Origin of the sequence: Streptococcus criceti HS-6, assembly GCF_000187975.2 — a bacterium.
Classification (GTDB): domain Bacteria; phylum Bacillota; class Bacilli; order Lactobacillales; family Streptococcaceae; genus Streptococcus; species Streptococcus criceti.
The window spans coordinates 962,684-988,493 of record NZ_AEUV02000002.1 but is presented as its reverse complement, the minus strand read 5'-3'; the positions used below and the strand labels follow the sequence as shown (position 1 = coordinate 988,493).

The following is a 25,810-nucleotide window of genomic DNA, read 5'->3' as shown; positions in this document are numbered from 1 at the left end:
TTCTTTTCTCCTTTGCCTACTCCTCATCCATCATCAAATTCAATTCCTTGGCAATTTGATGAGTTCGACGCTGTCTGCTTTCTTCCTGATTATAAATTTGACTGCGTTTTAAAAAGTCATAACTATTCTTTTGACTTTGTTTAGTAGAAGGATTCTTAGGCTCCTTATAAACCCTAGGTAATTCTGCTAAGATATAGTGATCTTGGTGAAGATTTTTGCTAAAACGAGCTAATTCATTATTAGGCAAGTCCTGATCGGCACCTGCCATTCGACCATTAAAGAAGAGGGTCGGTTTTGAATTGGCCGACTTGGTGGTTGTTCCAGCAGCTTCTCGACGCTGAAAATTTGGTTTACTCGGCAACTTTGCTTCTTTAGCAATAAAAGATTGGCGCTTGCGCTTGAGATCTTGCTTGGCTTCCTGCCGAGCTAATTCAGCGTAAGATTGACCAGCCTTTCTATCACTGAGCGGAGTTTGCCCCCTTTTGGAGGCCGTTACAGTGGAATTGTCATTATCGGGCTGGTCCTGAAAGGTCTTATCCTGATAATCCCCATGAATATTATTGATTAAATCTTCATTATCGTACAAGTGCATTTGAGGAGCTGCTGTAATTACCGACTCATCATCTGCTACGAGTGGAAACTGGCGATTTTTTCTGGCCATAAGTATCCTTCCCCCAATTTTTTGAACATGACTCTAACATTTCTATTATACCCTAAAAAGGTAGCATGTCAAAAGGATATTAGTCCTTGTTATATTATCCAATAATGGTGTGATGCTTACAAATGCCTTAATTTTAACCTTACTTACAAACATCTTTTCAAAATCTATCAATTTCTTGTTGTGAAATTACCTCTTTTTATGATATAATTATGGTGTAGATAATTAAACCATTAAAGTTAAGAGGGAAGAAAATGGCTAAAAAACAACTCAGTTTAGAAGATGTCTTGAATTATGTGGAGACACTACCTTATACACAATTTAAAAACGTGGTGGAACACTATTCTCAAAAGCAAAGCAGTGATTTCTCCAACACACTCAATCAGCTTGTTGTATCTAATTTTGAGCAACGCTTAGAGAAATTAGAAGTTAATACAACTTGTCCTTCTTGCACCTCTGATTCTGTGGTCAAAAATGGAAAACGTCATAACATTCAACAGTTTAAATGCAAGGATTGTCATAAGCGGTTCAATCGCTTTACAGACACTATTTTAGAGAAGACACGTTGGCATTGGGATATTTGGGTTAAGGTGTTAGAAATGGTGATACACCACTATCCTATTCACGATATGATAAATGTCTTGGTAAATGATTATGGCTGCGCTGGGATTGATTATAAAACTGTGTGGTTTTGGAGAATGAAGTTAATTCATGCTCTGGCTGAGATGCCAATGCCTCAATTAACAGGGGTTGTCCAAGTAGATGAGACCTTTGTCAGAGAAAGCCAGAAAGGAAGTCGGCAGTTAGTTTCCACTATCAGTAAGAACGCCTACAGGAAACCACGTTATGGTAGGCAGCCTTCCCAGTATGGCGTGATGGGGTCAGAATTCGCCACTGTCATTACAGCTGTTGATAGTAGAGGTTATTGCGTTTGTAAAGTAGCAAGTTTAGGCAAGGTATCCCCCGAACTTTTCTTTGATTTGTTTGATGAACACTTTGATAATATTTCTTATCTCTGTAGTGATGCGAATAGTATTTATGAGGACTATTGCAAATTGAGAAATACACCTCACTATGTTCGTCCTTCTAACTACATTAAAATGATTGGGGATTATGGCTATGTGATTCAGACAACAGAAGAATTTGAAAAGAAGGCGAATAAGAAAGTGTTGGAACATCTCTACTATGAAGGAATTAGTGACCGTATTACCAATCGAGGAGACATGCTATTTGATACCTTCACCGAATTGAAATACCAAAATGGGCTATCACTGGGGCGAGTGAATGAACTCCATAAAGAGATTAAGCAATATATCTACCGTGATATGACAAATGTATCCACTAAGTATTTACAAGACTATATTGGTTTCTTCACCTATATTCGTAACTGGAGAACAGAACATGGGTATTATCCCACTTCTCAAAAAGATGCAGAATCCATCTTTATTGAGATTTTAAAGACAAAGAAAAACCTTACTTCAACTGAAGTAAGGCAAAAAGAATTAGTATTACCAAAACCAAGTTCCCGTTACATGGAAGTTTTGAAAGAAGAAACTGAGAAGGCGAGAGACGCAGTTGACAGCCCTTATTTCAAATTCAACGAGGAAGATGGAGTTCTCTCTTTTAACAAACGTGAATACCTCCTAGACCTCCCTAAAACGAGACTATATGCCATTGCCAAAGAATGTCATATCCCCCGATATAGAAAACTAGCGAGATGGTCTCTAGTCTCTATGATTTTGAAACAGAAGAATATTCAGGATATTCTCTATCAGGAATTGGCAGAGGAGCGTGTCTCATTGGTTGATGAGGAAGATTTGCAGGTGTTGGAGTGGAGAGAAAAGTTTCTTAGGTAGTTCGTAAAGCATCATTAAGAACTTAATTCTTTCAATATTTCCAATTTATTCAATACTGGGACTTCTAAGGATTTTATTTGTTTTGACATTCCATCCCAATCTGGTATTAACCCTTGCTCATTATAAATCTTCTCTTTATCAATTACAGGAGAGCCATGATTATTTGTCAATACAGGTAATTTAATTTTTAATGTATATAAATTACTACCAGTTAAAGCATCGCTATAATCAAATTTTTCGGAAGCTAATTTAATTATAGTTGATATAAATAAAGAATTATATTTATCCAAATTATCATTATATAATAAAGATATAGCTGACCCAGCACCACCACGTCCAAGAAAATCATGCTCTTGATAAAATGCTGAGCCATCTAGGGGGCTGACAGTTATACAATTTCCCTCCTCAATATCATCTTCATTTTTAGGTTCTAAATATGAGACAACTCCATTATTGATTGCACCTGATGATACATACGGAACATCACCTTCAATGTACTCTGAAATTTTTCTTGCTTTAGGCGATTTTATAGTGAATAACCGTGAAATTTCGAAGTCATGCCATTTCTTAATATCAATTTTCCCCATTATTTGTCTCCTCAACCACAATTGATACTATACCCGTTTCTTTTCTTTTAGTAATATCGCTGGAATAAATCACTTTTTCTGATATATTTTCTTTTAATTTTTTTAAATCAATATCCTCTTTAAACATTAAATAATCAAAGATACTTTTTTTGAAATCTTCTTCAAAAACCTCAAACTCTTTCAAATCTTTCTGATAGCTTAAATGCTCGCTTGGTTTTATCCACTTGATACTATCATCCCCACTTTGTTTCTTTATAACTTCTACCCATTTATTTTCAATTACAGACCATTTTTTATTTATATCTTGTCTGCCTTGATTTTTTACTCTTTCCAACCCATCATCTTTAATATAGCAAGTGAAAATTTCCTCATTATTTTGTGATATGCCACTTTCAAAAATAAATATAGATGTTGTTACTCCTTCATCAAAGGTTTTTTCGGGTAATTTAATAATTTTTAAAATCCTATGATTTTCTAAAAGATTTTTTAATACCTTTTTTGATATTTTTTCTAGCTTTTTATCAGGGAGTAAAAAAGCAGCTAAAGAGCGTGGTTTAATATTATCAAGAACATTTTTAATGATTAACTCTGGATGGTATTTTCTTTCATAAGGTGGGTTCATTAAAACTCTTGTAATATTTTTACTGTTAATCCATTCTCCAGCCGCCTCAGAGGTTGAATCAAGTTGCTCAAGATTTGTTTTTCCATCTTTATGTATCAACATATTTGCACATGCCAAAGAAAAAATTCTTTTATCTATTTCGATTCCATATATTTGAGAAGCCATAATAGTTCCAGATTGTTTTGTACCTGGACCTCCAGATTCTTTTATCATATTAGACATTGCTTTAGTCAGAAAAGCTCCACTTCCACAAGCTGCATCTAAAACGCGGTCTTTCTTAGGGTCAATGTTTATCAATTTATACATAAACGAAGTAATATGCTCTGGTGTGAAAACTTGTCCATTTTTAGAAGAGCCTTTATAACGATTAAACTCATTAAAAAATATAGACATTACATCTTCACCATTCCAGTATTTTGAATTGATAAGTTTTGAAATAGTTTCTATATGCTCTATGAATGAATCAATGGCATTTTGGTTATCAGTAATACTCATTTGAATTCTAGAATAAGTATCCAATAATACATTTAATTTGTCATTTTGTTTTTTTGCTTCTTCAAGAGATTTAGAAAGTGTATCTAAAATTGTAAAGTGAAGTAAAGTATATGACATCCCTTGTGTCAACGGAGCTTCATATCTTTTTGCAACCAATGCGCAAGCAGTAAACACCATCCTATCATAATAATCATTTAAACCAAATTTAAAATGGAGTAAATTGTTAATTTTCATAGTTGTTAAGTATATTTTGTTAGTGTCAATTTCAAAATTATTAAACAATTCGGTATAGAATGATTTTGTTTGAAGTTTTTTCGGGGTATCAACCTGTTCTTCATCATTCAAAAAAACTCTTGTATGAATACCATTAAATAATATTCCAACGACTCTTGGATATTTTGAATTTGCAATTTTCACATTTGCTAAAAGTTCTTCTGTAAATTTGGTAGATTCAATATCCTTATCCGAACTTTTGGTTTCCAATATTATTGCGACCTTAGATACGTCATCTGGTAAATACCAACCATCAGGTTTATGATTGCTTCCTTTTCCTGTAAAACCAAGCGACTTAAAAGTAGTTATTTGCCCAGTACCTTGACTCACATTATTCTCATATTTATCAAATTCTAAAATTTGTTTTGCACCTTTAAAAAATCCATCTTTATGTGCGTAACCATCTCTAACTTGGTCTTCAGTTAATTTTCTAACCATTAAAAATCACCTCCAAATCTAAATGAAGGTGATTTTGCGTATTCTGAAAAAAGGTAGTAACTACCTGTGCTGTGCTGTGCTGTGCTGTGCTGTGCTGTGCTGTGCTGTGCTGTGCTGTGCTGTGCTGTGCTGTGCTGTGCTGTGCTGTGCTGTGCTGTGCTGTGCTGTGCTGTGCTGTGCTGTGCTGTGCTGTGCTGTGCTGTGCTGTGCTGTGCTGTGCTGTGCTGTGCTGTGCTGTGCTAATGGATTGTACCATACTTTTCTCCTTAATCAAGCGTTTTTCTTCTGAATTAGACGTAAAACTTTATGTCCTTTTTCAGTAATTTCATATTTTCCACGTTTATTTTGATAAGGGCAAACAAAGCCACCTTCAATCAAGTCACGCAGAAGTCTATTCGTTTTCAGTTTTGACATTTTGTTAATGTCTGCAATCTCTTGTTGAGAAAGCGGTATATAATAAATGCCTTTTACTTCAACTTGGTTTTCTTTCAATGATTTAAGTAATTTGAAAGTGTCGTTAGCAAAAGGCTCAAGAGTAAATTCAACCATAGTGAACCTCCTAATGTACCTATTATACCACAATTACCTTTCTAGTTAACAGTGCAATTCTTAACACCGTTATTTTTTAACTCTCATTCTCAACGAGAAAATAAGAAAAAACAGCCATTTTTAGCAAAATCCGTTATCAGTGGCTGTTTTATTGTTGAAGTATAGGGGTGTTCGCCGATTCAGCTTCTATCCCTCTCTAACTGGATAATATAAAGTCCTTGACACCTAAAATTTCTTTGATTTCTTCGATAGTCATATTAGCCCGACTCTCATTACCATCCAGAACAGTTGTCACCAAATTTTTCTTAGAATCCTGTAATTCAAGGATTTTTTCTTCAATGGTCCCTCGAGTAATAAGGCGGTAAACTTCTACTTTTTCTGTTTGACCAAGCCGGTGGGCCCGACTGATAGCCTGCATCTCTACCGCTGGATTCCACCATAAGTCTATCAGAATGACAGTATCCGCCCCAGTTAAATTAAGACCAACACCGCCCGCCTTTAAGGAGACTAGGAAAACATCCTTGCTGCCATTATTGAAAGCCTTGGTCATTTCCTGTCTTGCTTCAGCTGGGGTAGAGCCAGTAATCTTGTAACTGGTCATACCTAGTTTAGATACTTCTTCCTCAGCAATATCAAGCATATCGCGAAATTGCGAGAAAACAAGGGCACGGTGGGCACTCGCCTGGATTTGACTGAGCAACTGACGCAGGCTCTCAATCTTGCCACTGGCTCCCTGATAATCCATAAAGAGAGCCGGCGTATCACAGATTTGCCGCAGACGGATAATTCCAGATAAAATTTGAATCTTTTGACGATTGAGTTCAGCATCACTGGATTGGCGGACACTCGCTTGGATCTGTCGCAATTGAGCCAAATAAATGGCTTTCTGCTCATCCTCCAATTCATTATAATAGGTAGTTTCTGTCAAATCAGGCAGTTCTGGCAGAACATCTTCCTTCTTACGCCGCATGACAAAAGGCTTAATATATTGAGCCACCTGATTGGCTTCCATTTTTGAAAACTCCTTCTTACTTGGAAGCAGACCTGGTAAGACAATCTGAAAGATAGACCAGATTTCCAAGAGCTTATTTTCAATGGGCGTCCCCGACAGGGCAAAACAATTTCCAACCTCAAAAGCTCGTAAATGCTGGGCAATCTTGGTTTGGGTATTTTTCATAACCTGAGCCTCATCCAAGATCAAATAATCATAGTGACCAACCTGATAGCTGTCAAAATCTTGCCGGAAAGAGGCATAGCTAGTAATTGTCACCTGATGATTTTCAGCTATCGTAGCCACCCGCTCCTGTTTAAGCCCATAAGATACGACCACATCAAGCTCAGGTGCAAACTTGGTAAATTCATCCTTCCAATTATAAATCAGGCTGGATGGCGAGAGTATTAAGACTTTGGAGGCCGCTTTCATCTTACCCGTCAAAAAAGCTATGGTTTGCAGGGTCTTACCTAGTCCCATATCATCCGCCAAAATACCACCAAACCCATAGTGGTCAAGCATAGACAGCCATTTAATTCCTGCCAATTGATAATCACGCAAGCTGGCTTTAACTGCAAGTTTAGGCAATTCAAAGACTTCTGGATGCCTCAAATCGTAGGCCAATTGCTGAAAGTCTTTGGAAAAATCAACGCGCTCAGAATCTTTGAAGAGTTCTGACAGCTGGAAGGCCGCCAAATTATCCAGTTGAAGATGACCGTTGGCTATCGGTTTGGCCCGCAGAGTCTGCAGGGTTTTACTGACCTTTTGAGTTTCTTCGTCAAAGACAACCAAATGTCCCTTATCACTGATATAGTAGGCCTCATTCTTAAAAAGGGCTTGTAAGGCCTGACTGATATCTCCCTCATAGATGGAAGAAAAATCAAAGGAAACATCCAAGAGGCCTTTTTCAGTAGAGACCTTAATTTGGGGCCTTTCGTAGGTTCGCAAATCGTCTAAATCTGGACTCAAAATCACCTGACCCAGACGCTCTAAGTGAGGAATAGTCCTCATAAAGAAATCATAGAGAGCCTCATCGTAGACTGGCCGGTGGCGAGCAGAGAAATGCCCCACAAAACCTTCACTAGCTAGAACCTGACTGATACGTTCTTCTCGCTTAAAATTGCTAGTAAAAGGAAGAGCCTGCAGCTCTTCTCGACTACCGACTTGACTCCCATCATAGTCATAGATGAGATTCAGTAAAATCTCATCATTTTCTGACAAATCCAGCTTAAAAATTGGCTTAAAATCTCGGATCGCAAAGGATTTAGGAGCATCTATTTGGCCAATTTCGGCAAAATCTAAAAGGCTTGCCGCTAGTTTTCCCTGATCTTCCAAATCAAAGTGAACATGCTTATTCAAATCCTGATCAATCATCAAACCCTTAATGGCCTTAACCAAGCGTCTCTGCTTAGTATTAAGATGATAGAAGGTCTGTCTGTGGAGCAGGTAGGTTTGATCAAAGTAGGCCTGACTGGCTTTTTCAGCGATGACCATTTCTAAGGATTGCCGATGAACCAGAATCTTAAAATGAAAGAGATCATCTTCTTTGGTTAATTCCTTAAAATAAAGTTCCTTATAGTCTCGCCCATTGAGGGTAACATGAAAATCATAAAGATCCTGCATAAGCTGAGTGCCTTCCTCAAAGAAGCCCCTAGGCAGAGCTAGATGGCGACCACGATTAGGTAAAAGAAAATCCAAATGATTGAGGTCTTCATCAGGAATCAGCCGCAAAAGAAAGTCAAGAAATTCCTGACTAGCCTCATCGAACTGCAGGTATGAAATCGGCTCAAAATAGTTCTTTCCAATTTGATAAGCATCCTCTCGCTTTAAAACCTGCAGAAAGTTTTTGATGTCTCGCACAATGTATGAACGGTCATCAGGGAGACGATTAATGTGAAGTGTCCACCAGATAGCAGATGAATACAAATCTTGTTCACCTGAAGCAGACAAACGATATTTAAGGCTATCGTCCTCATTAACAGCTAAACCATCCAAAAAGAGACTGCCAAAGGAATGTAACCTTTCCTGTTGCTTTTGACTAGCTGCTTCATTTTTCAGCTGATCAACTATCTCTTTGCCAGCAGGATCATTTTTCAGATAAAATTCTATAGCCGCCAAGTGTGAACAATAGTTCTTTTGAGCAAACATAGGGCAAGAACAGCTGACCCTGTCATCATCAAAAGAGAACTGGATAGCAACATCAGCCACCTCTGCCTTGATAATCTTATTAGCTGTTGATTTAATTTTGACTTTACCAGCTTGGGACAGGGCAATACCTTCATTACGAACCCGTCCAGGAATCAATCTTGCCATAATTATCCATGTCCAATCTAAATTAACTTATCCTTTTATTATAACAAAATGAAATAGCATTTTCATAAAAAATAGTTTAGAGAAAAAGCTTATGCTATACTAGAAAGAAACGAAAGGGGACAGCCTTGTCAATAACTATCCAAAACGCTAAAGAAGTTGACCTACCTCAGCTCCTAGCTATTTATGCACCTTATGTTGAAAAAACAGCCATCAGTTTTGAATACCAAGCCCCCAACCTGCAAGAATTCAGCCAGCGTTGGCAAAGCATTAGCCAAACCTATCCTTATTTAGTAGCCAAACAGGACGACCACATTCTAGGTTACGCTTATGCCTCTCCTTTTCACCCACGAGAGGCTTACCAGTGGCTGGCAGAAATCACTATCTACCTAGCCCCCCATGCTCAAGGCAAAGGAATCGGCCGGCTTCTCTACCAAAATTTAGGAACTTGTCTCAAGGCTCAAGGAATTGTGACCGTTCTGGCCTGCATCGCGACAACTGAGCATCCAGATGACTATCTCACCAATAAGAGTTTAGACTTCCACAAGCACCTAGGCTTTAAGGAGATCGGGCACTTCAAAAAGTCAGGCTATAAATTTGGACACTGGTATGATATGAAATGGTTGGAAAAAGACCTAGCGAAGAAAAGCGACCAGCCTCAACCGATTAAAAAGTTTAGAGAAAGCAAACTTTTTCAAGGATTATGAGTAAGACTAAAGAAGCCAGCGTCCCGTAAAACAGCCTAAAAGAGTCTGGAACCGCTTTGGGTTCCAGACTCTTTTGACATAGGTGCATTAGGCAGCAATCTCCCTTTAACTTGTTAATGCTCTGCTGCTTATTTTTGTGTTGGATTGACATTTATCTTTGCCCAGTCTAAATGGATCCCCATTAAAAAACTGTCCTGAAAATTATCAATGGGATGAAAATAGGCCTTGCCAAACTCATCAATCAATCCGTGAAATTCTTGGGCATCCTGATAAGTAAAAGGTTCCGGAAGCTGAGATAGCTGGCGGTTCAAACTTTGATAAGTGGTTAATCCCTCAACACCTAGGAGGCCAAAGAGCGTGCGAGCATACTTGTCTGCTATAAATTGCGGCTGATCAAAAATATAAGTCAACAAGACATCAGCCGTCTCAGGGCCAACACCGTGCAGCTGGAGAAGAGTGTTGCGCAGAGTCTCACCGTACTGAGCCACAATGGCCTCAGAATCTTCATCATAAGATAGGTACCACTGAGTTAGTGTTTTAATCGCCTTACTCTTATTCTTCATAAAACCTGCCGGCCTAACTAACTCCTCTAGTTTATCTGTCGACAACTCCTGAATCTTCTCAAAATTATAAGCAGTTTCCTGACGAATGAGAGACGAAGCCACTAGAGCATTGCGCTCTGTTGTATTTTGAATCAAAATAGCTTCAATAATAATTTGCTGCTTGCTGTCAGCCGGCCACCAGTTGGTCGGCCCCATGTGAGCCAGCATTTTTTGATAGAGGTCGTATACACTCAAGGCCACATGCCTACCTCCTTGTAGAATAAGTTCATGGGAATCTTTGATCTCAAGTTTTATCCATTCGATCTTAGCTATGCAAGGTTTTCTAAAATAATAGAAGCATGTAGCGGACTCATAAGCATCCCTCTACTTCCTTCTTACTCTGAAACTCATCTTAGCTCCTGTTTCCTATCCCCCTTCTTTTATCAGCAAAGAATCACCTTTCGGCTTCAATTGAGCTTATTTTCGCTTTCGGGCAATCAAATGAATAGGTGTTCCTTCAAAGGTAAAGGCTTCACGTATTTGATTTTCTAAAAAACGCATATAGGAAAAATGCATGAGCTCTTCGTCATTAACAAAGATAACAAAAGTCGGCGGTTTAACCGAAACCTGAGTTGCATAAAAAATTTTCAGGCGCTTGCCTTTATCAGTCGGTGTTGGATTAATAGCAACCGCATCCATAATCACATCATTAAGCACAGCAGATGGAATCCGCGTGTTTTGACTCTGGCTGATGCCTTTAATCAGTTCAGGCAACTTGTGCAGGCGCTGCTTCGTTTCCGCTGAGACAAAGACAATCGGAGCATAGCTTAAGAATTGAAAATTATCCCGAATATCTTCTTCCCATTTGCTGGCTGTATGGTTGTCCTTTTTGATGGTATCCCACTTATTGACCACGATGATAATTCCCTTACCAGCTTCATGGGCAAAGCCAGCAATTCGTTTATCGTAATCTCTGATGCCTTCCTCAGCATTGATAACCATGAGGACTACATCCGAACGGTCAATTGCCCGCATAGAACGCATAATGGAGTACTTTTCGGTATTCTCGTAGACCTTCCCAGATTTCCGCATGCCTGCAGTATCAATCATGGTGTACTCTTGTCCCTCATCATCAACGAAGTCCGTATCAATAGCATCCCGCGTAGTTCCAGCGACAGGGCTGGCGATTACCCGCTCCTCACCCAGCATGGCATTGATAAGACTGGACTTGCCAACATTAGGGCGGCCGATCAGGCTGAACTTGATAATATCAGGATTGTCATCGTCTTCTTCAACCGGAAGACTTTCAACAATGGCATCGAGAATATCACCAGTCCCAATGCCGTGAACAGAGGAAAGAGGGTAAGGATCCCCTAAGCCCAGTGCATAAAAATCATAAATATCGTTACGCATCTCCGGATTATCCACCTTGTTGACGGCCAGAATAACCGGTTTGTGGGTGCGATAAAGGATCTTGGCTACATATTCATCGGCATCTGTCACACCTTCCTTGCCGGAAACAACAAAGACGATGACATCACTTTCAGTCATAGCAATATCCGCCTGATGCTTGATCTGTTCCATAAAGGGAGCATCGACATCATCGATACCGCCTGTATCAATAATAGAAAACTGGCGATTAAGCCATTCCGCTTTAGTATAAATTCGGTCTCGGGTTACCCCTTCCACATCTTCAACAATGGAAATGCGTTCACCCGCAATCCGATTAAAAAGGGTCGATTTCCCCACATTAGGACGACCCACAATAGCCACAGTTGGTAAGGCCATTTGTTTTCCTTTCTTGTCTGACTTATAGGTAAAAGAGTCAGTTATTTATAAATCTAGCTCCTAGGGAGCCAAGCAATATTTTCTGGCAAATGAAATTTAGCAGGCGAAACAGAAACCAAATCCCTTGCCTAGGAAGCCATTCACCTTGCGCTACCCTCAAAATCACCGCCGATTTTCACCTAAGAGGTGAACATCCTTAGCGAGATAGCGAATACGTTCCATGACACGCTTAGCCTGCCAAGATTCATCGGCCCCTTTGATATTGCCAAACTTAGCTTCCAAATTAGCCAAGCTATAGTTGGAAGTGAAGAAGGTCGGCAATTCTTCCAACATTCGATGCTGCAGAATTACTTGGAGAATTTCATCCCGGACCCAAGAAGTGGTCTGTTCAGCCCCAATATCATCTAGGATAAGGACTGGAACCGCCTTGACTGCATCAATCTCCTCCTTGACGCCGCCAGAATTGATAGCATTTTTAATATCAATAACAAAGCTGGGATAATGAAGCATGGTCGTCTCAACAGCCTTTTTCTCGGATAACTCATGGGCCATGGCTGCCAATATAAAGGACTTCCCGATCCCCATGTCTCCGTAGATATAAAGTCCCTTTTGATTCGGACTTGGATAGCGATCAACAAAATTGACCAAATACTGGAAGACATCTGAACGCGATCCTGTAAGATCAACATCTTGAAAGGTGATATTCTTATAGGATTTAGGTAGGCTGACTACATGGATGCGATCTTCGATAGCCCTTTGCGCCTGAGCCTGCTTGAGGGCCTTAGTTTCCTTGTAGGAAACATCTGCATAGCCTTCATTCATGGTTAAAATAGGCTCGTAACCCTTGGCTATGTAACTGCTATCGCCTGTTTGAAACTTCCGTCGCTCCACCAAGAATTGGTTGAACTTGGGGAGGCTGCGTTTGATTTCTGCCTGACTCAGCTGGTGCTCTGAAATAAAACTAGCTACCGCCTGATCTGCCATGATTTGATTGGTCAAATCGTCTAAATTAACCCGACTGGCATGCCCTGTCCGATTAAGGGCTTGTCCGATACTTTCCATCTAGTCACCTCCTTTTTCTAATCGCTGGAGCATTTGTCGCTTCATTTCATCTAATTTTGCCTGCTCCTCAGGGCTGGTCTCTTCCTTATAGTCTGGATTACTCCAATCTGGCACACTGGAGGTCGTCTGCTTAGCCGCCCCCTGACCTTTACTTTTAGAATAACCTTGGCTATGTTGACTGAGCACTGTCAGGGCAGATTCCGCACTAATCGCCTTTTTTGAGGAAACAATATTCGCTAGACTCATCATAGCATTCCTGCCCAAGGTAGCCGAATTATTACGTTTGAAATAATAGACAACCATGATATTGATAACTTCATCAAGGAAATCCATCTCCACCAAATCTGCCAAGATTTTCTTTTCCTTGGCAGTTGTTGTTACAGCTCCCAAACCAGTTTTAACTTTAGCTAAGAAATTCTCTGGGGTAGAAGCCTTGGCTTCTCTGAGGATGACCTCTTCCTCGTGGCTGAATGCAGCCGACTGAGATTCTTGTCCTTGTCGCAGCTTAACAACAATCCGTTTGGGCAGAATCTTATGGTGGCTGGACGTTTCCTTAGCCAGCTGATAAACATCAAACCAAGTCAGCTGAAACTTTTCAGAAATATTATTGAGGGCGATGACATCCTGCTTTTCATTAGCGAAATAGAGACCATCAAGCGTCATCCGCTGTTTGAAGCTCTCCAAATCAAAATTAGTTTTGGGCTGCACAGGATGTAGTTCCACTTCTCCCTTATCAGAAAAAACGTCTGAAAATTTCTTAGAGAGATTACGCAGATGGCTGACGTCTTCCATTTCCAGCTCTGCTACCGCCACATCACCGATATGACTTTCCAAGAGGCGACGATAGACAGGATTCGCTAGAAAAATTTGGGCAGTCAGGGGCTCTCTCAGCTCAATGATATAGCTAGAGAGATCTTGATAAAATGCCACCAGGTCCATGCCAGTTAAGACCGCCAGAGCCGCTTCAAAGCGGGGCAGATCAAAGAGGGTATGGTTAAGGATTTCGGCGAACTTATGAATTCTTCCTCCGCCGTCATAAAAACTAGTCAGATATTGATAGACCACTGCAGCATCGCTGCCTATAATAGGCAGGTAGAGCCTGATCAAATTGGTCATATCCCTGCTGACCTGATTATTTTTCACAAAAGAAAAATCATCAATTGGTTTCATCGTTTACCTTATTTTTCTTATTTTTACTACGAACACGATTGGTAATTTGTTGGAGGAGATTCTCAATTTCATCAACATCCTTGAAGGAGCGATAAACACTGGCAAAACGGACATAGGTAATTTCATCCAGATCAGCCAACTCATCCATAACCAGATTGCCAATCACCTCACTCGACACTTCGGAATCATACTCACTGCGAATTTTCTGCTCAATCCGACTAATAACATTCTCAATATCAGTGCTAGAAACCGGCCTCTTTTGGGCACTTTGGATAATGCCATTGAGAATCTTATCACGAGAGAATTGTTCCCGAGTTCCATCCTTTTTCACAACCAAGAGGGGCACTTCTTCAATTCGCTCAAAGGTAGTGAAACGAGTCCCACAATGGTCACATTCACGACGCCGACGAATAGTATTGCCATCCTCAGCCTGACGACTGTCAATGACGCTAGATTTATTATTATTACATCTTGGGCAACGCATAAAAACACCCCAATTCTATCATATTTTAGTAATACTTTATTTTACCATACTTTGGGACATAAAAAAAGGATTGACTCTCCCTGCCAAACCTAATCTTATCCCATTTTTACGCTATTTTGAATCTATCCTATCTAAGTTTTCTCTAATGTTCTCGAATGACATAGCCTAAGCCTCGAACAGTTTGGATATAAGATTCATGACCGGGAATATCAATTTTTCCACGGAGGTAACGAACATAAACATCCACAACATTAGTCTCAACTGTGCCATCGTTATAGCTCCAGACATAGTCCAGCAATTCCTCTCGTGTCATAACCGTATTGATATGCCGCAATAAGGTCGACAAAAGAGCAAATTCTCTTTTAGTCAGAGCTATGGCTTCTCCTCTGCGGATAACCGAACGGCTGGCCTCATCCATAATTAAATCCTGATAAGCCGTTTGATTAGACTTAGGAGGCTTGCGTTTCAAACCCTTGCGTTGGAAAATTTCATCAACCTTATCCAAAAGCTCTTCCACTGCAAAGGGCTTAACCAAGTAATCATTTGCCAAGCCCTCTGTTTTGGGTAAATTTTCCACATCTTCACGATTGACCATCAAAACAGTAGAAACTTTCTTGACCTTCTTGATTTCTTGCATGAGTTTCAAGCCGTCCTGATCAGGGAGGTTGAAATCAATAAAAATCAATTCAAAATCCCTTTCCAATGCCATTTTTAAACCAGAATGACCATTCTGACTGACAAATGCCTGATAGCCTTTTTCCTGTAACTTCAAGGACACCAACCTTGATAAACTTTTCTCGCCTTCGATTAATAGAATGCGTTTTGCCATTATCCACTACCTCCTTCTTTTTCTTAGCTAATCCACATTTTCATCTGAGACTAGCTAAATCACCAAATAAACTAAACATTCGATTCTCTACTAATCTGGATCAAAAAGACCATCCAAAGCAGCAAAGGGATTATTAGCTTCTTTATTTTCCTCCTGTAATGCCTGATATTGCGATTCTGTTAAAACTGACCAATCATTACCCGCTGGCAGGCTATCATCCTCAGCTTCCTCCTGCGTTAAAACTCTGAGCGGAATGTTGAGTAAAATATTATCAACAACACTTTCCTCTAAATCAATGGTATCAGTTTCCAAGATCAGAACTAGGTCTTCATCAACCAAGTCTTTCTTAGCTTCAATCCGGCTAGCCTCAATAAATACCTCTGAAACAAAGCAGTTATTATCAAAGGCAACCGGTTCCATTGAACGACTGGACGGCAGGGTCAACTGATAAGTCAAATCATAATTGAGCAAGAAAAGCCCATCATCAAAACCTACCAATCCCTTGGCTCTAACGTCTTTAACATCAATAATCTCTGGATTTCGACTTAAAAGCAGCGACTTAATATCTAACTCTTGGTCGAAATGAAGTCCCTCTGGATTCTTCTTTAATTCTGCAATATTAAACATCTTTCTCCTTAGTATGACCGAACGAAACTAACAATTAGAACCTGCCGCTTCTCACTTATCAAACAAAATAAGACAGTCATCTGTTAAACATCTGCCTGATACAACTTTACCCACCTAGCCTAGTAACTTTACTATCACAGACTGAAGCAAATAGGTATCGTAACTCACCTACCCTACTCAAATAACTCAGTAAACTGTTCGAACCTGTCGCCTTAAAGCTGAAAAACAACGGTTGATTGCTTTGGCTCGTGTCGCGACAAAGTGTAGACTGCTGAAGTCAACACCCCTTCGTTTTGATTTTCAAGGGGATTAGGTAGTAATCACAAGGACAATCTCAATTTCTCCCTAAAATGATTGCTCTTAATATAACAGAAATAGTTTTCAATCTCTTTACAATCAAACAAAAATCGCCCTACAGGGGCGACTTGATTTGTTATATTAAAGATAAAAGGACGCAGTCTCTAAATTTTATTCAGAATTAGCTCACGCAAGCCTTATCCGTTATCCCTCCTTCGAGAGCGAACCTTTTAAACCGCCTCCAGTCGCGCAATTCGATCCGCAATCGGTGGGTGAGTAAAGAAGAGCGCCTTCATTCCACCTTTTTTTTGAGGATCATTGATATAAAGCTCTGCACTGGCATCATCGACATGCTGTTGCATAGGCTGAGATTGATCCAATTTTTTAAGAGCATTGATCAGCCCCTGTGGATTTCTGGTCAACTCTACCGAACTGGCATCCGCCAAATATTCCCGCTGACGAGAAATAGCCAACTGAACCAGACTGGCAGCCAAAGGAGCTAAAATCAGAGCCAGCAAAGAAAAGACCAGCAGGATGATACCTAAGCCGCCGTTATCACGATTGTTGGAACGTCGGCTACGACCGCCACCCCACCACATCATGCGGCCGCCGATACTAGAAATCAGAGTGATAGCAGAAGCTAGAGCTACTGCTATCGTAGAAATTCGAATATCATAATTGCGGATATGACTGATTTCATGCCCGATCACCCCTTCTAATTCTTCACGGTTTAGGACTGCAAGAATACCAGAAGTTGCAGCTACAGCAGCATTTTCTGGAGAAGAGCCTGTTGCAAAGGCATTGAGAGAAGGATCGTCCACAACAAAGACTCGAGGCATAGGGACTTGAGCCACCATAGCCATATCCTCAACAACATGGTAGTAATCAGGATATTCCTGGGCTGTCACTTCACGAGCATTGTTCATGGACATAACGACATTGGTCGATTGAAAAATCATGGAAGCGGCGTAGATAGTTCCGATGATGAGGGCTATGATAGTTCCTCCAACAAGGCTGTCCAGCCAGAGATAGCCAACGGCCGCCCCAATTAGGCTTAAAAGCGCAAAGAAAAGAATCAGCAGCACAAAGGTACGGCGTTTATTGGAAGCAATCTGTTGATATAACATAGGCAATTCCTATAGGTTAAAATCAACTTTGGGAACAGCTTTTTCATTCTCAGCTGTTTCCAAAAATTGAACAGGTTTGAAACCAAAGATAGCAGCCACCAGATTACTAGGGAAAATTTGCAACTTAGCGTTGTAGTTAGCCGTTGTATTGTTATAGAGTTGACGAGAGTAGGAAATTTTATTTTCCGTATTGGTCAATTCTTCCTGTAATTTGACAAAACTAGTATTAGCCTTTAAATCAGGATAGTTTTCTGCCACCGCAAAAATTCCCGAAACCTGCTTAGTAAGAGCGTCACTAGCTTGCATCGTTTCGGCAGGAGATTTTGCTTGTGTCACCTGTGCCCGCAATTCCGAAATTTTCGTTAAGGTTTTTTCTTCATAGGCTGCATAACCTTTTACTGTTTCCAACAAATTTGGAATTAAGTCATTACGACGTTTGAGCTGCACATCAATTTGACTCCAAGATTCTTGAGTCTGCATCCGCAGACGCACCAAGCCATTGTAACTGATGATGACCAAAAGCACTAAGACTGCCACTAGGGCAACTATAATCCATAACATAAATGATCCTCCATTTAAAACATCATCCAAACTCTTACACCAGATTAAACCAAGCGCAAGTCAAAAAAATAATCCAGATGATAAATAAGAAAAGATTCTTAAATCCTTCCATAGCTACCCTTTATTATAGCAAAAATTGCTGAGGGGAGGTAGTCGGACAAACGGATTCTTTCACTCTATCAGAATCCCGACAAAATGGGCAACAGGACGAGTAGACTTAGTCTTCTTTTATTGAGCTTTGAGACCTACAGTGGTAAAATAGAGCTATTATTCAATTTGAGGGAGAAAAATGACACCACAAGAATTTTATGAGTTACTGGCCAGCCAAGGTTTTACCCTATCGGAACAGCAGAAAAAGCAGTTTGAAGACTACTTTAAATTGCTGGTGACTTGGAATGAAAAAATCAATCTGACAGCCATCACCGACAAGGAGGACGTCTATCTCAAGCACTTCTACGATTCTATCGCACCTGTCCTGCAGGGCCTAATCAAGAACAGCCCTCTTCGCTTATTAGATATCGGAGCTGGAGCTGGTTTCCCCAGCCTCCCCATCAAGATTCTCTGTCCCGAGATTGAGGTGACCATTATTGATTCCCTTAATAAGCGAATTAACTTCCTCAATGAAGTTGCAAAAGGCTTGGAGCTAACAGGAGTGCATTTCTGTCATGGTCGAGCCGAAGATTTCGGACACAATAAAGATTTTCGTGCCAGCTTTGATATTGTCACTGCACGAGCTGTTGCTAGAATGCAGGTTCTCTCTGAGTTAACCATTCCTTTCCTTAAGATTGGTGGCAAATTATTGGCCCTCAAAGCCGCTGCTGCTGACCAAGAACTAGTCCAAGCCAAACAAGCTCTTAATCTTCTGTTTGCTAAGGTTCAATCAAACAACACTTATCAGCTGCCTAACGGGGACGGCCGCACCCTTACAGTCCTCGAAAAAAAGAAGGAAACCCCCAATAAGTATCCTCGGAAGGCTGGTCTTCCAAATAAGAAGCCCCTCTGATTGGAGTCCTTTTACCCATGACAAAATTTAATGTTATTAGAAATTTATCTGTTGCCCAGCAAATTAGCGCTAGCTTCATTTCTGTCATTCTGATTGGCAGCCTGCTTTTATCCCTGCCAGTTACACAATATGATAATGCCCCTGCCACAAACTATTTGGATCATCTGTTTAACACAGTATCCATGGTCTGTGTGACTGGACTTTCTGTTTTTCCCATTGGAGATGTTTATAATGGCTTGGGACAATTTCTCGTGATGTGCTTGATGCAAATCGGAGGCTTAGGACTAGTCAGTCTAATCGCCTTTAGCTATTATAGTATTAACAGACGGATGTCCCTCAGACAACAGGAAATCCTTCAATCTTCTATCGGCAGTAATTCCAGCGCTGACCTCAGGCACTATCTTTTTCGGATTTACAAAATCACCTTCACTATCGAATGTCTCGCCGCCCTGACCCTGATGATTGATTTTATTCCAAGGTTTGGCTGGCAGAACGGTATCTTCAACAGTTTTTTCCTAGCTGTTTCTGCTTTTTGTAATGCCGGTTTTGATAATCTTGGCTCGACCAGCTTGATTCATTACAAACTTAACTGGATTGTCAACTTAGTCGTAGCCTTTTCCATTATCTCGGGCGGATTAGGCTTTCGCAATTGGATGGCTCTGATTGACCTTGCTAAATCTTGGTTCAAGGCGTCTCCTCATAAACTTGGCCTCCTCAAGAGGAATTTAACCATTCAGACTCGCTTGGTTCTCACTACCACAGCAATCATCCTCCTCATTGGTACCTTGCTGGCTTGGATTTTAGAGCAAGATAATCCAGGCACCATTGGAAGCCTAAGTTTCTATCATCAAGTCCTCGTCAGCTTCTTCCAGACGGTCACTATGCGGACAGCTGGCTTTGCAACAATTGACTACACCAAGGCTGGTAATGCTGTTAACTTCATTTTTATGATTCAGATGCTAATTGGCGGGGCCCCTGGCGGTACGGCCGGAGGGCTCAAGGTCATCGTAACCGCTATCACCTTCCTTATTTTTCGATCGGAATTTTTGGGACAAACTCGAGTCAGTGTTTATAACCGTACTATTCCAACTCGTATTGTTAAACAGACCTTGACGATCCTCATCTTCTTTTTTGTCATTTTAATCATTGGCTATATTTGTCTGTTAGAATTTGAACCAAATATCTCTCCTTTTAGGCTGTTCTTTGAAGCCTGCAGTGCCCTTGCAACTGTCGGTGTTTCTATGGATGTTACCAGTCATTTATCAACAGCGGGTCGCTGGGTCATCATGGCCCTGATGTTCTTTGGTCGAGTTGGGCCAATCACAGTGCTTCTTAGTTTGCGACAAAAGTCCAAACAAACAATCAATTATGCCCGTGTTGACCTCACTCTAGGTTAAAAGGTAAGAATACTAGGTGCTTCTATCTAATAAAAACTAGATAGAAACGCTTAGTCTAAATTTTATTTTAAGAGGAATTTTTTATGTCAGAAAAAATTATTGGTGTTTTAGGTTTGGGAATTTTTGGAGCCACCTTGGCTGAAAAATTAGCTAAGTTTGGTGAAGAAGTGATTGTCATTGATAATAAGCCCAACCATGTACAAGATATTGCCGATTTAGTCAGCAAAGCCATTATAGGCGATATTACCAACATTGAGACCCTCAGGGATGCTGGAATTGACCAGTGCCATCAAGTTATCATTGCAACAGGAAACAACCTAGAAAGTTCCGTCTTAGCCATCATGCATTGTAAAAAACTAGGAGTTCCCTACATAGCTGCTAAGGCTAAGAACGAAACCTTCGAGGAAGTACTCTACGAAATCGGTGCCAATCGTGTTATCTCACCTGAACGAGAATCTGGTCGCACACTCGCTTCAACGCTGATGCGGCATCGTATTCATAATATCTTTTATCTGGAAGAAGGGGTCTCTATCGTAGAATTTGAATTACCCGATAGTTGGCAGAATAAAGAACTAGCCAAACTCAATCTGCGTGATAAGTACGACCTCAATATCATCGGCTATCGACTCAGAAAAAACGCCAGACTACAAACAGATATTAGCCCTGACACCATTTTCCCAGAACAAGCAACCATCGTTGCTGTTGCTAGTTCTGACACCTTTGAAAAATACGACTATCTCAACTATCTAAAATAAACAAAAGACAAAGAGCCTTGACCATAGGATATCAACCCATGATCAAGGCTCTTTGTCTATACAATCTTATCCAGTCATCTAAGCCTAACCTGATAGTACTGCATTTTCTATGCTATTGGGGAAAAAATATCTCTGAACATCAGCTCAGCTATATTCTGTGACAATCAAAAAGTGATATATCAAGCAACGGACGATAGAACAGACCTGAGGCTGGAAAAAAAGTATTCCAGCCTTCTATTTTTTGCAGTAATAACAGTCTTACTCCCTGCACAGTTCATTAGGTGCTTTAGCACCAATAAATCACTGCTGACTGATTTTCCTGTTGCCACAAGGCCAAAGCGGAAAACCTAAACGAATGTGATGACCATCGTTCATCTTATTCCCACCTTCAAAAGGTCTGGGGAGAGACCGTTTCAGGTTACCACCTTAAAACTAGGACGTAGTGAGGAACTAAAATTTTCAATTTTTGGGGTCTTTCCCACTCCCACAAACAACAAAAATAGGCTAACATGGCTACGAAACACTCCTCAAAACGTTATTTAACCGCCATCAGTCTCAACAACAAAGCATGATTAACCTTTGATGTTAATGAGTATAAACTGGCTAAACCCAAGGATTATAAAACCGTCCATGATTCCAAAAGATTAAAGCCAGACTAACAAGCAAAATGATAAAAGCTAAAGCTAGAACCCACCAATCTTTGCCAGTCATCGGCTGAGCCTGATACCAGGTCCGCTTCTTATACTTCCCAAAACGGCGCAATTCCATTGCTGTTGCTATGGTATCAATCCGCTCTAAGGAACCAAAGATTAAAGGAATAACAATTTGCAAATTGCCTTTAATTCGACTGACTAAATTGGCCTTCTTAGACAATTCTAAACCACGCGCCTCTTGTGACAGCTTAATCATGCCGAATTCCTCTTGAACATCGGGGATATAGCGCAATGTTAGGCTAACCGAATAAGCCAATTTATAAGGCAGACCAATCCGGTTGAGGCTGGCAGCAAACTGGCTAGGATGGGTGGTCATTAAGAAGAGAATCGCCAAGGGAACGGTACAAAAATATTTAAGAATCAGATTAAAAAGGTAAAAGAGCTCCTGACTGGTAACATAGAATCGTCCCCAGCCAGCAAACAATAGTGTCTTAGTCCCGTAGATTTCCTCCCCATAGGACGGAGCAAAGAGATAAACCATAAGTAGATTAAACAAGGCAATCAAAAAAACTACCGTCATAGCAAAAGACACATCTGCCCACTTAATCTTAGCCCAGCGAAAGAGTAATACGGCACAAAAACCAAGCACCAAAATAAAGCGGGTGTCATAAGTCGCCATGCAGGCAATGGAGACTAGGATGAAAAAAATCATCTTGCTGCTACCTGATAGTTGGTAGAGAAAGCCCTGACCCTGCCGGTAACCAATAAATTTATTTGCCACTAGTGAGCTCCTCCTTCTTTTGACGGTAAAACTGACTCAAAGCCAGAGGATCCAATCCTAGCTTATCCGCCAACCGAAAGATGCTGGTTTCTTTCAAGTTAGCCTTCCGTAACAGATCCCGATCTGAGAGAACTTCCATAGGGGATTTATCAGCCAAAATTTTTCCATCCGCTATCACCAAACAGCGATCTGAATAATCCAGCATCAATTGCATATCGTGGGTAATCATGACAATCGTCTGCCCAGCTTGATTGAGCTCATCCAGAAAATCCATGATTTCAGTGTAATGCTGCATATCCTGACCAGCCGTTGGCTCATCCAGCAGAATAATTTCCGGTTCTAAAACTAGAATAGAGGCAATAGTAACTCGCTTCTTCTGCCCGTAAGATAAAGCTGAAATCGGCCACTGACGAAATTCATAAAGCCCACAAGTTCTTAAACTGGCCAAAACCTTCTCCTCTACCGCTTTTTCCCCAAGTCCTCTCAAACGCAGGCCCTTAGCAACTTCATCAAAAATCATGGTCTGACTAATCATCTGATTAGGATTTTGCAGAACATAACCAATTCGGCTGGCCCTCTCCTTGATCGAATCATCCGAAATATCTTGTCCCTGCCAAAGAAACTCACCACTAGCTTCAACAAATTTGGTCAACGCCTTGGCTAAGGTGGACTTTCCAGCACCATTCTTGCCAACAAGAGCAATGCGTTCTCCTCTTGCTAAGTCCAGATGGATGCTTTTTAATATAGGGTGATTAGGACTATAACCGAAACTAAGCTGATTAACGTTTAAAAGAGGCTCCTTGGGCTGACTAGACTGACTGCTCCTTTGTCCAGCAAAGTCAATCTGAGGAAGATTCAGATTCTCTAAATCTGAAAGAGACGATAAATTGGTCATATCCAGCCCCAACTGGCGTAAAACCGTGATATAAAGAGGCTCACGAATGCCATTCTCAGCCAGAATTTCTGAAGCCAAAAGTTGATCAGGGGACCCTTCAAAAAGTATCTGGCCATCATTCAGCAAAACAACCTTGTCCACCGGTCGGTAAAGGACATCTTCTAAGCGGTGTTCAATAATTAAAGTCGTCGCACCAGTCTCTTGATGAAGTTGGTCAATAAGGGCAATGGTATCCTGACCAGATTTAGGATCCAAATTGGCTAACGGCTCATCAAAAAGCAAAATCGGGCTCTCATCAATCAGTACCCCTGCCAAACTGACCCGCTGCTTCTGACCACCGGATAAATCTTGTGGACGATGATCCAGTAAATCCAAAAGTTCTAACTTGTCTGCCCAGCTATGGACCGTGTGAACCATTTCTGCCTGCTGACAGCAGTCATTCTCTAAAGCAAAGGCCAAATCTTCTGCCACGGACAGACCGATAAATTGACCATCAGTGTCCTGCAAGACCGTGCTGACCAAGTGGGATTTTTCATAAATGGACGTGTGAAAAGCGGGTTGACCATTAATCATCAAACTGCCAGTACTTTCACCCTGATAAGTATTAGGAATAATGCCATTGATGGTCTGAGCCAGAGTTGATTTTCCACAGCCAGACGGACCGATAATCAGGACCTTTTGCCCCTTTTCAATAGTCAGGTTAAGTGACTTTAATGTTGGCTCCTTTTGGGCATCATATTTAAAAGAAAAATCCTTAAATTCAATAAATGGCTTCATAATCAATCTTTTGAAAGGCTTCCCGACTGAACTCGGGTCTTAGCATAAACTGTTAACAGTATAGTGCCTCCGATTGCAATAGTCAGAACATTAGCTGTCCCAGCAATAAATCCCTGAGCAAAGAGATAGGACCAAGCCTGTTTATACATCAAGCGGTCGCCAAGTGGGCAAATGAGCCCGTAAGCGATATAAACGGTAATGATCTGAACCAAATTGAACCCAATCAATTCTTTAAGAGCAAATTTCCCTTTACTGACATCATAGAAGCGGCGGAAAAGACCAATACCTAAACCAATCAGACCGCTGGCCAAAACCCAGGCCCAGGAGATATTACCATATTGAATCCCATCCTTTAAGGCATGGCCAATAAAACCGATGAAAAAGCCCGCTACAGGTCCAAAAATAACCGAAAAGAGGGCTTGCACCGCATATTGCAACTGGATACTAGTATTCCCAAAAATCGGAATATTGATAAACATACCAATGATTACGAAAAGAGCGGCACCAATTCCTGTTGCTACAACAGTTTTAATAGAATTATTTGTCATAAAGATCTCCTCCAGTTAAATCTTTTTGATTTCAATACGCCACTGGGGACCAACACCAACATTGTAGGCCTTGGCAAAAGACCCCTGATTAATGGCCAGCCCAACACGATACAGTGAATTAATATAAATAATCGGTTGTCCTATCCGCACATCTGCAAATGATTTCCCATAGGTGACCTGATTTTGGTATACCAACATATCATTATTAAAAATAGTTACCTCAAAGCGGTCACCAAATTGAGGATTCAGAGTGTTGAACTCGTCATTTCTGATGGAAGTCCAAAGCGATCCAAACCTGACATCTAAGATATCAACTGCTCCACGAATCAGATTCTTCTCAAGCACAGTCTTAACAACCGGCAGTTCAACAATTCCCTCAACCGAAAATTCTGGCCCAACATCCTTAAAAGCAAGGTGGCCCGAAGCTAATTTAGCGCCCGTATAGGCATAGACATCCCGACCGTGGAAGGTGTAGGAAAGTTCCGTATTTTCACGACGATTTTTCAGTTCAGAAATTTCACGAACAGCCTTGATGCCAATATGTTTTTTTATATAAGACAAAGTCCCATTATCAGGTGTAACAATATACTGATTTTTTTCTGTCAGAGCAACGACACTTTTGCGGTCAGACCCAACACCTGGGTCGACCACAGAAACAAAGGTCGTCCCTTCAGGCCAGTATTCTACTGTCTGAAAGAGACGGTAGGAACCCTCAAAAATATTATAGGGGGTAATATCATGAGTCAGGTGGTGAATTTTCAAATCACCAGCTTCTTGCAAAGCAACCCCAACCATAGCCGAAACAGCTCCGTCAACGAGACCAAAATCTGATTGTAAGACCAATAAATTATTTGCCATAGATGTCCTTCTTTTCATTCTTGTTGCCCTTCATTATAGCATATTTGACCAGCTCTTCAGCTTAGATTTTTTCTATAACCAGTTATAATAATCTCTCAGCAGGTTAGCTAATTTCAAAACAACCTCATCTAAGCAAAGAGCTCCGACCATGGATAGTCAGAGCCCTTTTG

The 25,810-nt window shown here is 40.7% G+C and carries 24 protein-coding genes; 5 read left to right on the top strand and 19 right to left on the bottom strand.

Going from position 1 to position 25,810, the window contains the following annotated elements; genetic code table 11:
• Positions 1-16: 16 nt before the first annotated feature.
• The gene (gene zapJ / locus STRCR_RS04755) at positions 17-661 is read right to left on the bottom strand and encodes a divisome accessory protein ZapJ (protein ID WP_004226846.1); all 645 of its coding nucleotides are present in this window, start codon (positions 659-661) and stop codon (positions 17-19) included.
• A 251-nt stretch (positions 662-912) separates the two neighbouring features.
• On the opposite strand from zapJ, the gene STRCR_RS04750 reads away from it, so the two are divergent.
• Positions 913-2,514: a transposase-like zinc-binding domain-containing protein gene (locus STRCR_RS04750; protein ID WP_004225446.1), complete on the top strand. Its 1,602-nt coding sequence runs from the start codon at positions 913-915 to the stop codon at positions 2,512-2,514.
• A gap of 14 nt (positions 2,515-2,528) precedes the next feature.
• On the opposite strand, the gene STRCR_RS04745 is transcribed toward STRCR_RS04750, so the two are convergent.
• The 5 genes from STRCR_RS04745 to STRCR_RS04725 all read right to left on the bottom strand — a co-directional run bounded on the left by STRCR_RS04745 (position 2,529) and on the right by STRCR_RS04725 (position 8,782).
• Positions 2,529-3,101: a restriction endonuclease subunit S gene (locus STRCR_RS04745; protein WP_004225679.1), complete on the bottom strand. Its 573-nt coding sequence runs from the start codon at positions 3,099-3,101 to the stop codon at positions 2,529-2,531.
• Positions 3,088-4,929, bottom strand: coding sequence for an HsdM family class I SAM-dependent methyltransferase (locus tag STRCR_RS04740; RefSeq protein ID WP_004228969.1), 1,842 nt, complete (start codon positions 4,927-4,929; stop codon positions 3,088-3,090). The genes STRCR_RS04745 and STRCR_RS04740 overlap by 14 nt, the downstream gene beginning before the upstream one ends.
• Positions 4,922-5,185 (bottom strand): hypothetical protein, encoded by a 264-nt coding sequence (locus STRCR_RS04735; RefSeq protein ID WP_162097698.1) that lies wholly within the window; start codon positions 5,183-5,185, stop codon positions 4,922-4,924. Before STRCR_RS04735 ends, STRCR_RS04740 begins: the two co-directional genes overlap by 8 nt.
• A 14-nt stretch (positions 5,186-5,199) precedes the next feature.
• Entirely contained in the window at positions 5,200-5,478 is a 279-nt protein-coding gene (locus STRCR_RS04730) for a winged helix-turn-helix domain-containing protein (protein WP_004228538.1), read from the bottom strand.
• 196 nt (positions 5,479-5,674) lie between these two features.
• Positions 5,675-8,782, bottom strand: coding sequence for a pilus expression-regulating Snf2 family helicase (locus STRCR_RS04725; protein WP_004226769.1), 3,108 nt, complete (start codon positions 8,780-8,782; stop codon positions 5,675-5,677).
• 125 nt (positions 8,783-8,907) lie between these two features.
• Between STRCR_RS04725 and STRCR_RS04720 the strand changes: the two genes are divergently transcribed.
• Positions 8,908-9,486: a GNAT family N-acetyltransferase gene (locus STRCR_RS04720; protein ID WP_004229682.1), complete on the top strand. Its 579-nt coding sequence runs from the start codon at positions 8,908-8,910 to the stop codon at positions 9,484-9,486.
• 128 nt (positions 9,487-9,614) lie between these two features.
• Here the strand turns inward: STRCR_RS04720 and STRCR_RS04715 are convergent, their stop codons facing one another.
• The 9 genes from STRCR_RS04715 to STRCR_RS04675 form a co-directional block, all read right to left on the bottom strand.
• Positions 9,615-10,289 (bottom strand): endonuclease III domain-containing protein, encoded by a 675-nt coding sequence (locus STRCR_RS04715; protein ID WP_004229736.1) that lies wholly within the window; start codon positions 10,287-10,289, stop codon positions 9,615-9,617.
• 216 nt (positions 10,290-10,505) lie between these two features.
• Positions 10,506-11,816 (bottom strand): ribosome biogenesis GTPase Der, encoded by a 1,311-nt coding sequence (gene der, locus STRCR_RS04710; RefSeq protein WP_004226789.1) that lies wholly within the window; start codon positions 11,814-11,816, stop codon positions 10,506-10,508.
• A 162-nt stretch (positions 11,817-11,978) separates the two neighbouring features.
• Positions 11,979-12,878 (bottom strand): primosomal protein DnaI, encoded by a 900-nt coding sequence (dnaI, locus tag STRCR_RS04705; protein WP_004225683.1) that lies wholly within the window; start codon positions 12,876-12,878, stop codon positions 11,979-11,981.
• On the bottom strand, positions 12,879-14,048 hold the full coding sequence (locus STRCR_RS04700) for a replication initiation and membrane attachment family protein (protein ID WP_004229075.1): 1,170 nt from the start codon (positions 14,046-14,048) through the stop codon (positions 12,879-12,881).
• Positions 14,035-14,532 carry a transcriptional regulator NrdR gene (nrdR, locus tag STRCR_RS04695; protein ID WP_004225597.1) on the bottom strand — a complete coding sequence of 166 codons (498 nt, stop codon included), beginning with the start codon at positions 14,530-14,532 and terminating at the stop codon, positions 14,035-14,037. Before nrdR ends, STRCR_RS04700 begins: the two co-directional genes overlap by 14 nt.
• Before the next feature lie 142 nt (positions 14,533-14,674).
• Entirely contained in the window at positions 14,675-15,361 is a 687-nt protein-coding gene (locus tag STRCR_RS04690; protein ID WP_004227876.1) for a response regulator transcription factor, read from the bottom strand.
• Between the two features lie 90 nt (positions 15,362-15,451).
• Positions 15,452-15,988, bottom strand: a complete 537-nt coding sequence (locus STRCR_RS04685; protein ID WP_004227368.1) for a YceD family protein — start codon at positions 15,986-15,988, stop codon at positions 15,452-15,454.
• Positions 15,989-16,515: 527 nt separating this feature from the next.
• Complete coding sequence (htpX, locus tag STRCR_RS04680) at positions 16,516-17,412, bottom strand: zinc metalloprotease HtpX (protein WP_004226302.1); 897 nt, start codon at positions 17,410-17,412, stop codon at positions 16,516-16,518.
• 9 nt (positions 17,413-17,421) lie between these two features.
• Entirely contained in the window at positions 17,422-17,973 is a 552-nt protein-coding gene (locus STRCR_RS04675) for a LemA family protein (protein ID WP_004229648.1), read from the bottom strand.
• A 289-nt stretch (positions 17,974-18,262) separates the two neighbouring features.
• On the opposite strand from STRCR_RS04675, the gene rsmG reads away from it, so the two are divergent.
• The 3 genes from rsmG (at position 18,263) to STRCR_RS04660 (ending at position 21,128) form a co-directional block, all read left to right on the top strand.
• On the top strand, positions 18,263-18,976 hold the full coding sequence (gene rsmG, locus STRCR_RS04670) for a 16S rRNA (guanine(527)-N(7))-methyltransferase RsmG (RefSeq protein WP_004227433.1): 714 nt from the start codon (positions 18,263-18,265) through the stop codon (positions 18,974-18,976).
• 17 nt (positions 18,977-18,993) lie between these two features.
• Positions 18,994-20,373, top strand: a complete 1,380-nt coding sequence (locus STRCR_RS04665) for a TrkH family potassium uptake protein (RefSeq protein WP_004225967.1) — start codon at positions 18,994-18,996, stop codon at positions 20,371-20,373.
• Positions 20,374-20,456: 83 nt separating this feature from the next.
• Complete coding sequence (locus STRCR_RS04660) at positions 20,457-21,128, top strand: potassium channel family protein (protein WP_003048854.1); 672 nt, start codon at positions 20,457-20,459, stop codon at positions 21,126-21,128.
• Between the two features lie 603 nt (positions 21,129-21,731).
• Here the strand turns inward: STRCR_RS04660 and STRCR_RS04655 are convergent.
• From STRCR_RS04655 to STRCR_RS04640, 4 genes are read right to left on the bottom strand one after another with little or no spacing between them, the layout of a single operon-like run.
• Complete coding sequence (locus STRCR_RS04655) at positions 21,732-22,562, bottom strand: energy-coupling factor transporter transmembrane component T family protein (protein WP_004228924.1); 831 nt, start codon at positions 22,560-22,562, stop codon at positions 21,732-21,734.
• A complete protein-coding gene (locus tag STRCR_RS04650) occupies positions 22,552-24,234 on the bottom strand; it encodes an ABC transporter ATP-binding protein (RefSeq protein WP_040804447.1) in 1,683 nt (560 codons plus the stop codon). The genes STRCR_RS04655 and STRCR_RS04650 overlap by 11 nt, the downstream gene beginning before the upstream one ends.
• Positions 24,235-24,236: 2 nt before the next feature.
• Positions 24,237-24,782 carry an ECF-type riboflavin transporter substrate-binding protein gene (locus STRCR_RS04645; protein WP_004229605.1) on the bottom strand — a complete coding sequence of 182 codons (546 nt, stop codon included), beginning with the start codon at positions 24,780-24,782 and terminating at the stop codon, positions 24,237-24,239.
• A gap of 15 nt (positions 24,783-24,797) precedes the next feature.
• Positions 24,798-25,640 (bottom strand): SAM hydrolase/SAM-dependent halogenase family protein, encoded by an 843-nt coding sequence (locus tag STRCR_RS04640; protein ID WP_004228844.1) that lies wholly within the window; start codon positions 25,638-25,640, stop codon positions 24,798-24,800.
• Positions 25,641-25,810 lie beyond the last annotated feature (170 nt).